The organism is Enterococcus raffinosus (genome assembly GCF_001886185.1).
In the GTDB taxonomy this organism is placed as follows: Bacteria; Bacillota; Bacilli; order Lactobacillales; family Enterococcaceae; genus Enterococcus_A; species Enterococcus_A raffinosus.
This window is the reverse complement of sequence record NZ_JXLA01000033.1, coordinates 12,935-26,537: the sequence shown is the minus strand read 5'-3', so window position 1 is coordinate 26,537 and position 13,603 is coordinate 12,935. Positions and strand designations below refer to the sequence as shown.

General features: G+C 40.4%; 14 protein-coding genes. 2 read left to right on the top strand and 12 right to left on the bottom strand.

The annotated features are described in order from the left end of the window. Positions 1 to 26 precede the first annotated feature (26 nt). Complete coding sequence (locus tag RV13_RS15815; protein ID WP_010743348.1) at positions 27 to 401, top strand: MerR family transcriptional regulator; 375 nt, start codon at positions 27 to 29, stop codon at positions 399 to 401. Between the two features lie 69 nt (positions 402 to 470). Here RV13_RS15815 and RV13_RS15810 read toward each other — a convergent pair whose 3' ends face one another. From RV13_RS15810 to RV13_RS15770, 9 genes are all read right to left on the bottom strand, one after another. Further along, positions 471 to 2,336 (bottom strand): PTS sucrose transporter subunit IIABC, encoded by a 1,866-nt coding sequence (locus RV13_RS15810; protein ID WP_060789066.1) that lies wholly within the window; start codon positions 2,334 to 2,336, stop codon positions 471 to 473. Continuing rightward, complete coding sequence (locus RV13_RS15805; RefSeq protein ID WP_010743346.1) at positions 2,329 to 4,044, bottom strand: alpha-glucosidase; 1,716 nt, start codon at positions 4,042 to 4,044, stop codon at positions 2,329 to 2,331. Before RV13_RS15805 ends, RV13_RS15810 begins: the two co-directional genes overlap by 8 nt. 55 nt (positions 4,045 to 4,099) lie before the next feature. Next, positions 4,100 to 5,098 (bottom strand): LacI family DNA-binding transcriptional regulator, encoded by a 999-nt coding sequence (locus tag RV13_RS15800; protein ID WP_010743345.1) that lies wholly within the window; start codon positions 5,096 to 5,098, stop codon positions 4,100 to 4,102. A 165-nt stretch (positions 5,099 to 5,263) separates the two neighbouring features. Further along, positions 5,264 to 5,881 carry a P-loop nucleotide/nucleoside kinase family protein gene (locus RV13_RS15795; RefSeq protein WP_010743344.1) on the bottom strand — a complete coding sequence of 206 codons (618 nt, stop codon included), beginning with the start codon at positions 5,879 to 5,881 and terminating at the stop codon, positions 5,264 to 5,266. Position 5,882: 1 nt separating this feature from the next. Further along, the gene (locus RV13_RS15790) at positions 5,883 to 6,749 is read right to left on the bottom strand and encodes a class II fructose-bisphosphate aldolase (protein ID WP_010743343.1); all 867 of its coding nucleotides are present in this window, start codon (positions 6,747 to 6,749) and stop codon (positions 5,883 to 5,885) included. Between the two features lie 30 nt (positions 6,750 to 6,779). Continuing rightward, a complete protein-coding gene (locus RV13_RS15785) occupies positions 6,780 to 7,175 on the bottom strand; it encodes a hypothetical protein (RefSeq protein ID WP_010743342.1) in 396 nt (131 codons plus the stop codon). A 15-nt stretch (positions 7,176 to 7,190) separates the two neighbouring features. Further along, complete coding sequence (locus tag RV13_RS15780) at positions 7,191 to 8,474, bottom strand: PTS sugar transporter subunit IIC (RefSeq protein ID WP_010743341.1); 1,284 nt, start codon at positions 8,472 to 8,474, stop codon at positions 7,191 to 7,193. 331 nt (positions 8,475 to 8,805) lie between these two features. Next, entirely contained in the window at positions 8,806 to 9,114 is a 309-nt protein-coding gene (locus RV13_RS15775; protein ID WP_010744330.1) for a PTS sugar transporter subunit IIB, read from the bottom strand. Positions 9,115 to 9,163: 49 nt separating this feature from the next. Continuing rightward, entirely contained in the window at positions 9,164 to 11,233 is a 2,070-nt protein-coding gene (locus tag RV13_RS15770) for a BglG family transcription antiterminator (protein WP_010744329.1), read from the bottom strand. 572 nt (positions 11,234 to 11,805) lie between these two features. On the opposite strand from RV13_RS15770, the gene RV13_RS21750 reads away from it, so the two are divergent. Continuing rightward, positions 11,806 to 11,913, top strand: a complete 108-nt coding sequence (locus RV13_RS21750) for a hypothetical protein (RefSeq protein ID WP_472925603.1) — start codon at positions 11,806 to 11,808, stop codon at positions 11,911 to 11,913. A 358-nt stretch (positions 11,914 to 12,271) separates the two neighbouring features. On the opposite strand, the gene RV13_RS15765 is transcribed toward RV13_RS21750, so the two are convergent. Genes RV13_RS15765 through RV13_RS15755 form a run of 3 tightly spaced genes read right to left on the bottom strand, consistent with a single transcriptional unit; the run spans position 12,272 to position 13,547 of the window. Beyond that, a complete protein-coding gene (locus tag RV13_RS15765) occupies positions 12,272 to 12,583 on the bottom strand; it encodes a carboxymuconolactone decarboxylase family protein (protein ID WP_010744328.1) in 312 nt (103 codons plus the stop codon). An 11-nt stretch (positions 12,584 to 12,594) separates the two neighbouring features. Further along, a complete protein-coding gene (locus tag RV13_RS15760; protein ID WP_010744327.1) occupies positions 12,595 to 13,008 on the bottom strand; it encodes a cupin domain-containing protein in 414 nt (137 codons plus the stop codon). Between the two features lie 23 nt (positions 13,009 to 13,031). Then, positions 13,032 to 13,547 carry a flavodoxin gene (locus tag RV13_RS15755; protein ID WP_010744326.1) on the bottom strand — a complete coding sequence of 172 codons (516 nt, stop codon included), beginning with the start codon at positions 13,545 to 13,547 and terminating at the stop codon, positions 13,032 to 13,034. Positions 13,548 to 13,603 lie beyond the last annotated feature (56 nt).

The following is a 13,603-nucleotide window of genomic DNA, read 5'->3' as shown; positions in this document are numbered from 1 at the left end:
AAAACGATTCAAAAGGAGAAAAAATAATGGGGTATAAAATCAGCGAGATTTCAAAAAAGACGGGACTCAGTGCCTATACCTTAAGATTTTATGATCAGAAGGGTCTGCTTCCCTTTGTTGCCCGGGATGAAAACGGGAGACGTCATTTCAAAGATGAGGATTTAGAGTTTCTTTCAATTATCACTTGCTTAAAGGATACCGGGATGCAGCTCAGTGAAATAAAGCAATTTGTTGAATGGTCAATGAACGGCGATCCTACTTATAAAAAAAGACTTGATTTTTTTACAGAGCATAAAAAAGAAGTTGAAAAACAACTGGCCCAAACACAAGCCTATCTCTCAAAAATCGATCGAAAAATTGACAAATACACACGCCAACACGAAGCAGCAGTCAAAGAGTAAGATTGCTTTCAAAAAAGAAGCCCTTGTCCATAAGCAGACAAGGGCTTCTTTTCTACATCAATAAGGTCTCTATGATCCTAAAATGGGTTGCACATAATCCTGATTGTATTCCAATCCTGCAATCGTTTTCTTCGAATCAGTGATCACCACCATCACAGTCGCATCTTTGTCATTTTCCTCGATCCTTTTCAAATCAATCGTTCCAATCACTTGACCTTGTTGAATCATTTCGCCCTCTTTGATAGTTAAATTGAAAGGAGCACCATTTAACTCAACGGTATCAATGCCTAGATGAAGCAATAATTCCATGCCGTCATCCGTCACGATTCCGATAGCATGTTTCGTTGGTGCGATCATTTTTACAATCCCAGAAATAGGTGCTTTGATCGTTCCATTACTTGGTAAGACCGCAAACCCTTCTCCCATCATTTTGCTGGCAAACACTTGGTCATTGACTTCCGTGATTGGAATAATCTCGCCTTCGATCGGTGAATATACCTTAACATTTTGAGCACTTACTTGAGTTTTCGCCACTTTCTCAATCGTCTCACTTTTTTTAATGACGAATAGATTTGTTAGCACAAAGGCCAAAATGAAGGTTGCGACTCCCACTACTATATAAGTAATTACTTGATAAGGTTCGTAAATATACATCAAAGGTGAGAGCAAAACAGCTAAACCGTAGCTATTCGCTTGAACGCCTAATAGCGAGAGAACCATACCGCCAACGGCAGAACTACCTAACATGACTAAGATCGCTTTCATTCCCGTGCGCATCACGACACCGAATAAAGCTGGCTCGCTTACTCCTAGCATTTGGGTAATGGTTGCCGAGATACCTGCTGTTTTCACTGAAGCACTTTTTGTCCTTAAAGCAATCGCCAAACAGACCGCCGCATTCGCAAAGCCATACATTGCACAAACAGTGATCAGCGGATTAAAGCCAGTTGAAGCAATTAACGAGGTCTCAATCATAATGAACATATGGTGCATCCCTGTCATTACCGCAATCGGATACAGGAACCCAATGATTAAACCACCAATACTAAATGGCAGATGCAAGAACAACTCAATGACCTTGACCGCCTGACCTTCAAAAGCATGAACGATGGGGCCTAAGACAAACAACGCGACAAATACGGAGACAAGAATCACTAAAAATGGTGTAAAAATTAAATCCATCGCATTCGGCATGATTTTCCGTAATTTTTTCTCCAACGTCGCACCGATCATCCCGGTTATCAACGCCGTTAGAATCGAGCCTTGATAACCGACTAGCGGGATCATTCCAAAAGCCATAATTGGTTCCGCCGTTCCCCCTGCCACTGCGTATGCATTTGGCAACGCTGGAGAAACCAGCATCAACCCGATCAAGAATCCAATAATTGGCAGTCCGCCTAACTTCTTGAAGGCTGACCAGCAGATAAAAGCGGTTAAAAAGCCAAACGCGGTGTCCGTCAAAACAGTGACAGAGGCACTCAACCATTCTGGAACACTATCGGGCGTTAACCCCATCACATTTAGAACGGTTTCATTAAACAATACTCCCTTCAATCCAAGGAATAGACCGGTCGCACCAAGAATCGGGATGATGGGAACAAAAATATCCGCGATATTTCTAACGGCTCGCTGCAGCGGAGACGAATCATCCTTCGCCATTTGATCCTTCGATACTTCGTCAAATGCGTACAGTGACTGCAGGGCATCATAGACTTTATTCACGACTCCCGTGCCCAAAATAATCTGATACTGCCCGGCATTATAAAAGACTCCTTTAACTTCTTCGACTTGTTCCACCTGACTGTCATCAATGGCCTTGCGATCTTTTACCTGCAACCGTAAACGCGTCGCGCAGTGCGTAGCAGAGACAATATTGTCTTCTCCTACGACTGCAACAAGTTTTTTAGCGATCTCTTGATAATTTATTTTAGTCATGATTTTCACCCTTTCTGATGACAACGGCTTGGTAAGGCTGCAATACCTTCGTCCCAGCTTGCTCCTGCAATTCGTGATAATTGTTCAATAAAACCTCGCCTGAAGTTTCGATTTCCTGCTCCTGATTGCTTAGATTGACAAACACTTGCACGGTTTCCTTTCCAACTCGTTCATAAGCAATCACTGCATCGGCTGTATTTAATGGAACAAACTGACCATAAATCAAAATGTCGCGATACTCTGAATGATTTCGTAAGTGGATCATTTGCTGATAGTGAGAAAAAACAGAATCTGAACGGTTAATCTGATCCGCTGCGTTCACCTCAGCTTGATCACCCGTCAATTTTAACCAGGACTCGTTTGATTTACTAAATCCTGCATTCACTGTAGCATTCCACGGAAACGGCGTACGGGTATTGTCTCTCGAACGTTGATTAACAAAATTCAGCGCTTCTTCCTTAGAAAATCCTTCTAGCAATGAACGATGGTAATTATCAATACTGGACACATCATTGAAATCCTCGATTGATTCCCGTTGAAAGTTCTTCATCCCGATTTCTTGTCCTTGATAAATAAATGGTGTCCCTCGTAAGAAAAAGAAGATTGTTCCTAATGCCTTCGCTCCTATCTCGTTCTGATAGCGTTCATCCGTTATATATTTTGATAGTGATCGTGGTTGATCATGGTTTTCTAAGAAGTTGGCACCCCATCCGCTCTTTTGGATCGCGTTTTGACTTTTAAAAACCAACTCTTTCAAGTCCTGTGTCTGCCAATTGGTGCGGCGGAACCATTCGCTGCCGTTTTCCACATCGACATCTGCGTAATGAAAGTCAAAAATCATATTGAAATAGCCGTCTTCACCTATATATTGATCATATTGATCATAGGGAACGCCGGGGGCTTCACCGACACTGACGCATCGATATTTTTGGAAAGTTTCGCGGTTTAATTCTGTTAAGAATTTTTCGATCCCGGGACGATTTCTAGTTTTATTTTTGACACTGCCTAAGCCATCACTGCCGTCAATTTCTACATCTCCGTAATCCTGATCCTTTTTAATAAAAGTGATCGAATCAATACGAAAACCAGCAATTCCCTTCTCCAGCCACCAATTGATCATTTCATAGATTTCTTGTCTCAAGGCTGGATTTTCCCAATTCAGATCAGGCTGTCTTTTATCAAAGGTATGGAAATAATACATGTTGTCCTCATTTGGTACTGGCTCCCAAACGCTTCCGCCAAAAATCGAACGCCAATTATTCGGCAGGTTGCCTGCTTTACCCGCTTTAAAAATATAATAATCACGATAGGGACTTTCTGGATCTGCTAAAGCGGCTTGGAACCACGCATGTTCGTCAGAAGAATGGTTGACGACCAAATCAAGAATCAGTTTCATTCCTCTCGCCTTCGCAGCTTCGATCAACTCCGTTAAATCCTCTATCGTACCAAATTCTGCTTGTATACCTTTATAATCGGCTATATCGTACCCATTATCAACCATTGGCGAGGTAAAAATTGGACAAATCCATAACATCGTTACACCAAGTTCTGCTAAATAACCCAGCTTCTGGGTAATCCCTTTAATATCACCAATGCCGTCCCCGTTGCTGTCATAAAAACTCTTTGGATAAATCTGATAGACGACTTCTTCCTTCCAAAAATTCTGTTCCTCATTTTGTTGCTGTTTTTCCTTTAAAATCATTTCCATGAGTGTTCTCTCCTTTTGTGGTATCGATATCACATTTGGTTTCAAAAAAATCTGCTTAAGCAGATTTTCGTATAATTAAGTCTAATACTAGTTCAGAAACATCCAATTGATAATCCTTTTCTTCCATACGAGCGATCAGCCAATTGGTAGACTCTCGTCCCAGTGCTTCAATTGGTTGTGCAATTGTTGTCAATGGTACTGCCAACATTCCGGTGAAAGGCTGATTATCGAATCCCATAATCGCCAAGTCCTCAGGCACCCGCTTGCCCACTTCCAAGTATCGCTCTAAAATACCGCTTGCTACTTCGTCACTGCTGGTAAATACGGCATCCGGTCGATTTTCCTCTGGCAAGGATAATAGCTTATCCGCTACTTGCCTGCCATCTTCGATCGTATGCACTTGCTTAAAGATCCAATCAATTTTCATTGGCAGCTTGTGCTCATTGACTGCCCGTTCAAATCCTTCAGTACGAGAGTTTCCGTGCCCACCTCGAGTCAAGGTGCCGCCTGTACAATAAGCGATTTTTTTATATCCTTTACTGATCAAATACTCCGTTGCATCAAAGCTGGCAGCTTCTTGGTTCGTGTAAACCTGTGGTAAATCGGCACCGGGAATTTGTTCATTACATAAAACAATCGGCCCATATTCTTGGTACGCTTCAATAACATTTGGATCGCCTTCGATCGAGCACATGATCAGGCCGGCAATCACCTGTTGCTTCAGCATCTCCAACATATTCGTCTCGGCCTTTTTATCATCATAAGTTTGCATGACTAGCACGTTATAGCCGTGAGATCGAGCACTTTTTTCAATAGAATCGACCAAATGAGAAAAGAACGGATTCACGATACGTGAAACTAAAATACCAATCATCGTTCCTTTTTTGGAGCGAAGCTGCGTTGCGACCGAGCTGGGAGTATAATCCAATTCGGCCATTGCCGCTTGAATTCGTTTACGTTTGTCTTCAGAAATATATGGGTGATTGTTTAAGTATCTAGAAACTGTCGAAACAGATAGACCTGCTTTTTTCGCTACATCTTTAATTGTTGCCAATATCTCACCGCCTTATGGTATCGATTTCATAATTATCATACGATGTCACCGATTGATTGTCAACACAAATTCTTTAAAAAAACAATTCCGAAATTTGATTCACTGCTTTACTTCTCTCTAAATAAGTAAGTAAGCCCATTAAAAAGAACCATTAATTATTACTAATCAACGGTTCTGTGCAATTCGTTCAGCTAATTCTTTTAGAAAAGGTTTGTAATCGACCGTCGAAAAGTCAGAGACATCAAACTCCACCAAACTGCCTAATTCAAAATGGTTGTAGCCGCGCTTCTCGATAATTTCGCGAAAGGCCTCTTCCGTAATTAAATTATCTGCTTGGCTTCGATCAATTAACTCATCGCCAAAACGGTAATGGCTCATAATATGGCTCAAATGACGATCTGGCTCGACATCTCTGACTTTTCTGCGAGCCCAAAGTGTGTCAAAATCTGCGACTAAGCGAATGGTGATAGGCTCATATTCGTATCGTTCAGCCAAAACGCTCAATTTGTCTTTTTGCTTATCGCTGAAAGGATATTCGGAGACCACGATGCGTTTTCCGACATCCATGTAAAGGGCCAGTGCGCTGTAATAAAAATCCCAAACCCTTTCCTCCAGCTCAGCTTTTTCGGTGAGATTATTAAAGCCAATTGTATCGGCCAAAATTTCCTTTCCCTCATCCGGCGTGATCAGGAAAAAATCACCTAAAACACGCCGCATTTCATTGATCAAGTATGATTTTCCAGTAGCGGGACTGCCGGCAATCAAAATCAAGTACTTCTTCATTTTATTTTTGCATCGCCAATGGACTGTCTACATTCATAAACAGGCCGATTTTATGTTTGACGATCTCTTTGACCGCCAGATTGGCTGGAATCACGTTGTGACGTAGGGATTTATTCACTTCGGTTTCCCCGAAGGATTCTTTCGCGACCTTCGTCCAATTAACGAGTAATTCAGTCCCAACGTTGAATTTACGAATCCCATTATTGATCAGTTCTGGATAATCCTCTTCTTTTACACCCGTCCCACCATGGATGACCAAGGGCACATCAACGACTGCATGGATCTCTTTTAACAATGGAATATTGACTTCAGTTTTAGATTTGAATTGTCCGTGATTGGTGCCAATCGCAATTGCTAACGCATCAATATCTGTTTGCTTGACAAATTCTACCGCATCCTCAGGCCTTGTATAGACTTTGTCATCTTCAGCTACTGAGATGCCTTCTTCTGTTCCGCCGATAGTCCCTAGCTCTCCTTCAACAGAAACACCCTTCGCATGCGCATACTCAACCACTGCTTTTGTTTTAGCAATATTTTCCTTGAACGGCAGATGTGAGCCGTCATACATAACACTAGAGTAGCCGGCATCGATTGCCGCTTTGATCTCATTAAAATCTCTGGCATGGTCTAAATGCAACGCAACATCTACCATCTCTGTATTAGCGATTTCTTTCACTACTGCCACCATCAGGTCATAACCAATGTATTTCGCTGTATCAATACTGGTTTGAATGATGATTGGTGCGCCCTTTTCTTTAGCCGCCCGAATCATTTCCGGCAGCATTTCTAAATTGTGGGTGTTAAAAGCCCCAATCGTCATATTCAACTCTTCTGCTATTTGTGTTACCTCTTTTAATGTTTTATACATTTATTCAATACCTTCTTTTCCCTTAATTAGTTAACCGCTGATCGTTACTTTTTTTGCGATTTGGCGCATCTCGTCCATTTTGCTCATGTACTTTTCGATGCCTGCGTCATCGCCATTGTGAGCAGCTTCTGCCCGTTTTCCGTTATAAAGACTCATTAGTTTTTTGTAGCCGTCACCGATCGTCAGTTTTTCTTCTAAACTTTTTTCTAAACTTTCGATGGCGTTATCCGTTTGTTCCAGCTTGGCATAGTTCAGCCCCAGTTGTTCATGTAAACGCGCCAACTCGGTTTGATCGTCTGACGTAGCAGAGATTTTAGATAATAATTGCTGGTTATCCTCGTTTAAGCGATCTTTCTCTTCTGTGGAAAGTTCAACTTTCTCCTCTGTCTTTTCCGGTTTGCTCTTTTTCTTAAAAAAACCAAACATTGTAAAACCTCCTAATTAGAACATTTTCAAAATCGGACTAAGAATCCACGCATAAAGTAATGCGGCAGCTACAGTATCCACATCGGTTGCAGTCGCGTTGACAAAGCCCATTTGATTAAAGATCGTTACCAAAAGCGCTGGTAGTAAGGTAATGAAGAAGCCGTGGGCGATCCCACCGATGATTGCGCCGCGACGTCCACCAGCCGCATTTCCGAAAATCCCCGCTGTACCTCCGGCAAAGAAGTTGGTCAGCATTCCTGGTAAAATCATGGCTAAACCAAATGTTGGCAATACAAACATGGCGATGATCGTACCAATCGTTGTTGTAATGAAGCCTAAGATTACTGCATTTGGTGAATATGGGAAAAATACTGGACAATCTAATGCAGGAATCGCATTCGGTACCAGCTTCATCGCGATTCCGCGGAAGGCTGGAACGATTTCCCCTAACAACAAACGTACCCCTGAAAGCAAGACATATACACCCACCACAAATTGAATGGCTTGTAAGAAGGCAAACATCAGATAGTGTTGTGAGCCATGATCACCTACACCGGCACCTGCGAATGCAGCAGTAATAATATATAACGGCACCATTACTACCATTACGGATAAATACGTGTCCTGCAGGAACTCAAAGGATTTTGACAAATTGATGTCTTCAATTGATTTTTTATTCTCGCCGCGTTCACCGAAAATATAGGCTACCCCCGCTTCAAACATGTAACCGATTGTACAGAAATGTCCCAGCGCAATATCGTCTGAGCCAGTAATCTTCCGAATAATAGGCTGTGCAATCGCCGGCATAGCTACCGCGAAAATTGCCCCAACGATACTTCCGACTACGATCAGCACTAAACCTCTTAGGCCAGCAAAGTAACCAAAAACAGTTGTCATTGTCGCCATCCATAGAATTGCTTGACCAGTTAAGAAAATGTATTTCCATTTTGTAAAACGGGCAATCAAAATATTAACAATAAAAATACCTAGAAACGTTAGTGCGATATCACGTCCTAACCCCAGTTCATTCATCGCCTGTCCGTTGATCGCCTCGATCGAAGGAATAATTCCTTGCATGTGGAACCCTGCGGTGAAGATTTCACCAAAATAGGTTAAGCTGCCAACAATAATGCTGGAACCAGCACTCAAAACCTGGAAACCAAGCAAGGTTTTCAACGTCCCAGATACTACTTGACCCGCTGATTTTTTCTGCAAACACAGCCCTAACATGGCAATCAAAGCAATTGTGATCGATGCCTGCGTTAAGATATTCTCGATGATAAAATTAACTACTCCCATTTGTTTCGCTCCTTATTCATAGTAATGTAATCATTTTTCAAAAATCGAAAAATGAGTCTGATTTTCATGCCGTATACCATTCCACTAGTCCCTTTTACTAAATTCGCTCAGGTTTATTTTGAGTGGATTCACTTAATCAACTGGTAAGTGTGAAACTGGCATCCTTATTCATAGTAATGTAATCATTTTTTAAAAATTGAAAAATGAGTTTGATTTTCATGCCGTATACCATTCCACTAGTCCCTTTTACTAAATTCGCTCAGCTTTATTTTGAGTGGGTTCACTTAATCAACTGGTAAGTGTGGAACTGGAAAACGGCTATCTTTAAATTTTACAGTGCCCCTTTTGTTTCTAAAATTGGTAGAAGCTTTTCTTCGATTTCCGGTTTTGAGACGATATTTTTTAAATAGACAATGGCTGTTTTCTCTTCATCAATCGAAAATTTTTCAAACTGTGATCGAAAATTTTGTGCTGTGATAATAATGTCAGTTTGTGAGGAGGCCGCCGTTGAAATATCTACATGATCTAGTTTTGCGTCCACCCCATGTGCATTTAGGACATCCTCTGCTGCCATTTGAGCAGCAAAACTACTCCCTAATCCTGCGCCACATACGAATAAAATTGATACTTGTCTTCCCATCTTTCTTTCTCTCCATTCTGATTATATTTATCGAACTATGCATAATTCCTTAACTAAATAAAATTTCTTTGAACCGTTCAATATCTGTTTCTCCGCTCAGTCGATCGATTTTTTCTTCATCATTGATTAGCTCAATCAGACTCTTCATAATGTTTAAATGTGAGTAAGAATCAACCGCTGCCAGACAAAAAATAATTTTGACTGGGTCGTTTTCCTCATTCCCAAAAGCAATAGGTTCCTTGATTGTCGCAACGCTAATCCCTAAAGAATTGACGCCATCTTCAGGACGAGCATGAGCCAACGCGATGTATTTGCCAATCACAATGTAAGGACCATATTCTTTTACCGAGTCAATCATCGCAGTCACATACCTGGGCTCGATTATCTTCTCTTTAATCAAGGGTTCGGAAACTCTGCGAATGGAATCCTCCCAAGTCGTTACCTGCTCATTCAATAAAATATTGCTGTCCTTTAATACATCTTCTAACATCGGCTGAATCTCCTTTTTGTTTATCGTTAAATGATTTTGATCGAAAAGCATTTCCAGTTCCTTGTAAATATTACCGGATACCTCTCCACCACTTTTCTCAATAGTTTCAATCAGTGCATAAAATAATTGTGTTGAATCTTGATGATTTACTAACCGTTTAAGCTTTTGATTCGTATTTAAAAAGCTAGTAATCCTCTTTTTACTCTCTTCCTTGATGATCGGCTCCAATTCTAGGACTGGCTTTTTTGAATAGTGAATAGCGACTGTACTGAAAATCAAATCCACATCAAGCTTTTCAATCAAATCTAATTCTCGCGAGCTCAACACCGCTAAAACTTCTATATTGAAAAGCTCCTTCAGATTTTCTGACAACAGCTTCCCTGTGGCAACTCCGTGATTACAAATGACAACTGCTTTGTAAATGTAGTGCAAATCCTGATTAATCGCACTGACAGAAGTGGAAAAGTGAATCGTAAGAAAAGCAATCTCATCTTCCGTAATCTGTTTCCCTGTAACCTGTTCGATCGAAGGTGTAAAGTGACGAATGGCAGAATAGATATTGCCGTAATTTTTCTTGACGTTTTCCTTTAGCGGATTGACGATTTGAATGTCGCTTTTTACGCGATTGATCAAGCCGACTAAATGCTTATATAGCCCTTCCTGCAACATTTCTTCTTTTCTGGAAAAAGGAATCTTCGTTTTCTCTTCGACAAATTGCATCAACTGAATGGAAAGCAGCTGCGCTTGAACCCATTCAATGGAGTTGTTCATATCACGCGAATTGAACGTATTCAGCATAAACACGATGTATTTGATTTCCACCTCTGGAGGCGAAAGCTGAAAGGCATCGCAAATTGCTGTGACAAAATCACGAATATCACTTTGAGGAGTATCGGCTGCTTCCCAAGCGGAACTAGCGATTAAATCCTCCCGCATATATCGACTTAGCCAGACAGCTGTAAAAACCAGCAATTGATTGCGATAGATCGCATCTTCCATCTTGTCCACAGAATCTACGTAGAGCTGTTCTAATTTTTTTAATAGCTGCGGAGAAATATAGTGATGAAGAATCGTTAAATTAACCGATGCCTCCTGCTCACCTTGTGGCGAAATTACTCCTACAAACGTATTAATGACATCGTAGATCATTGTTCGGATCGATCGTTCCGCTCCTTGAAGCACAATTCCTTGTTTCGGTACGCTCAAAACTTCGATCCCATATTCTTTCAGTATATTTCTGACGCGTCGCATGTCTTCATCCAATGAGCTTTTCGAAATTTGATAGGCTTCTTCCTTTTGATAAAGAAAGGTCGCATTTTTACCTAGTGAAAACGAAAGAATCAAATCAAAAATCCGGCTTTCACGGTCCAGGTAGTGTTCTTCCTCTGACGAATCCATCTGATCAAGCAGTCGTTGCTTTTGATCCTTATCCAAAAGTAAGTGATACCCTTTTTTTCTGAGATTTTTCACTTCTGGGAGCTGATTTGTTCTCAATAGAAGGTTAATTTCACGTAGTTCATTTCGAATGGTTCGCGAGCTAGTATGAAATTCTTCTTCCAGTTGTTCAAGCGTTACAGGATAATCAGAAGTTATAAAAATACGCAATATTTTTGCTGTTCGGTCTTTCATTTCTATCTTCCTCTCGTCTAAGGTGAGTATATAACCCTTTATTTTTCTTGATAAGTAGAGATTCTTGCAATCTTTTTTGGCAAAAATGTAAGCGCAGACAAATTTTTATGTTGATTTCCCTCTACATTCAGAATTTAAAATATGTTATTTTATAGTGTTTAAGCATTGCTTATGAATGCTGTTGAAAAATTGATAAATAAGAAAAAGAAAGCCATCAAAACCAACTAGATTATCAATACCAGCATTCATTATTTTAAGCTTGTTCAAAGTGATAAGTTGCACTCATTTTTTTCTTAAAAAGAGTAAAAAAAACTTCCACAATAAAGTGGAAGTTTCCTTGATTATTTATTTTCTTTGCTCATTATACCTTAAAAATAAGGCGGGAAAATTGAAAACAATCGACGGATTCATTCACTGTGTTCGAATCATTTCCAAGAGATTTGCTACTCTTTTGAATTGTTTTCCTTTAAAATGATTGTAGTAACTGATATTCAGCATACTTATCAAGGTTCACAGCTGAAAGAAAGCGGGGAGAGAATGAAAAATAATCATTCACTAAGCATTGGATTGCGTTGGGGTTAGTGTTTGGTCTGCTATTTGATAATTTAGCCTTATGGCTTTGTATTGGGATCGCTATTGGCGTAACAGGCGTCTTTGATAAGGAAGAGAAGAAAAAATAACAACGATTACCAAGGTATTATTGGACGAAAAGAACGAGCTATTTTATACTGCTAGGTAAGGATGGAGTGTGGTCTTTATGATGCGTAGATTACTAAACTCATTTTTGGTTACCCTTATTTATTTAATTATTTCTAACATCGGGAACTTATTTTTTGGTATTAGTCCAAGATACAGCTGGACAACAACACTTTGGGAAGCACTGTTTTTCTTTATCTTTGTCTTTCTCTTTCAACAATTTCGAAAAAAATAAACCAAACTTTTGTGTAAAAAACGTCTACTCCTGATAAATTGTTTTAGGAGCAGACGTTGTTATATTCCAGAGGATCAGCAATTATTATAAAAATTATTCCTCTTCTCTTACTCAAAAATTTCCTTCGCCATAGAAAAGGCACTCCACGCTTTGGGCCAACCGGCATAAAACGCTAAATGGGTGATTAAAGCACTGATATCTTCCTTCGTTACGCCATTTTCTTTGGCAATTTTCAAATGAGCTTCCAATTGCGGTGCGCCCATTGCTAAAAGTGCAGAGCAGGTAATCAGACTACGATCATGAGGAGACAACTCTTCTTCTTTCGCCCAGACCTCCCCAAATAAAACATCGTCATTTAATGCCGCAAATTGCGGAGCAAATTCGCCTAATTGCTCTCTGCCTGCTGTTTGTTTTTTCATACTGTTTCCTCCTATTTTTCTAATTGTTCATACCACTCATCTGATACAGGTTCTAGCCACTCAGGCGTTCCCGCTGTGATGGCGACATGCTCAAACCAACTATCTTTTGTCGCGCCATGCCAATGCTTAACACCGTCATGAGTGATGATTACATCACCTGCTTTTAATCGCTGAGCTGCTTTTCCTTCTTCTTGATACCAGCCTTCACCACCCGTTACTAACAATAATTGATACCCATCTCGGTGGATATGCCAGTTATTGCGGCAACTAGGTTCGAAAGTGACATTCCCAACGCCAACATTAATCGCTGGATCAGCAACTAAAGACTGTAAATAACTTTGACCAATAAAATATTGTGCGTAGGCATCATTTTTTTCACCGATTGGAAAAATCACACCTTTTTTTACTTCTTCATGTTTTGCCATTATAATTTCCTCCTAAAATTGTTTTAAGCTTGATAAGCCAGCAGCCAATTCTTCACCGCTGTATCCGCACACGAAACTTTAGAACCGCGAACTGCCAAACCGGTTTTGATTTCCGCTTGCGGACAAGCTCTTCGTAAATCTTGAATACTTGAACCGAATGCACTGCCTTCATGGGTGCAAAAAGGATAGATCACCTTATTTTTCCAATCATGATCTGCTAGAAAAGCGGCAACCACTCGCGGATAGGTTCCCCACCAGTTCGGAAATCCAAGAAAAACCGTATCCACTTGCTCAAAATCAATCGGTAATTTTTCATATTCTACACGCTCTAAAGTATCTTTTTCGGTTCCTGCCTTTTGCACCGCTTCGTCATAATTCTCTGAATAAGGAATCGTTGGAGCTAATGGATACATCGGAATATCCAGCTCGCAACTAATCTTTTCTGCTAATACTGCTGTATTGCCAATTGAAATCATTTGCTTTTTGCCATTAATATAATTTTCCCCAGCTCTGGAGAAAAATAGAACGATTGCAGCCATAATAATCCCTCCTCATTTCATTTTTCGAATACGTCTTCAAAATTAAAAGCATCGTA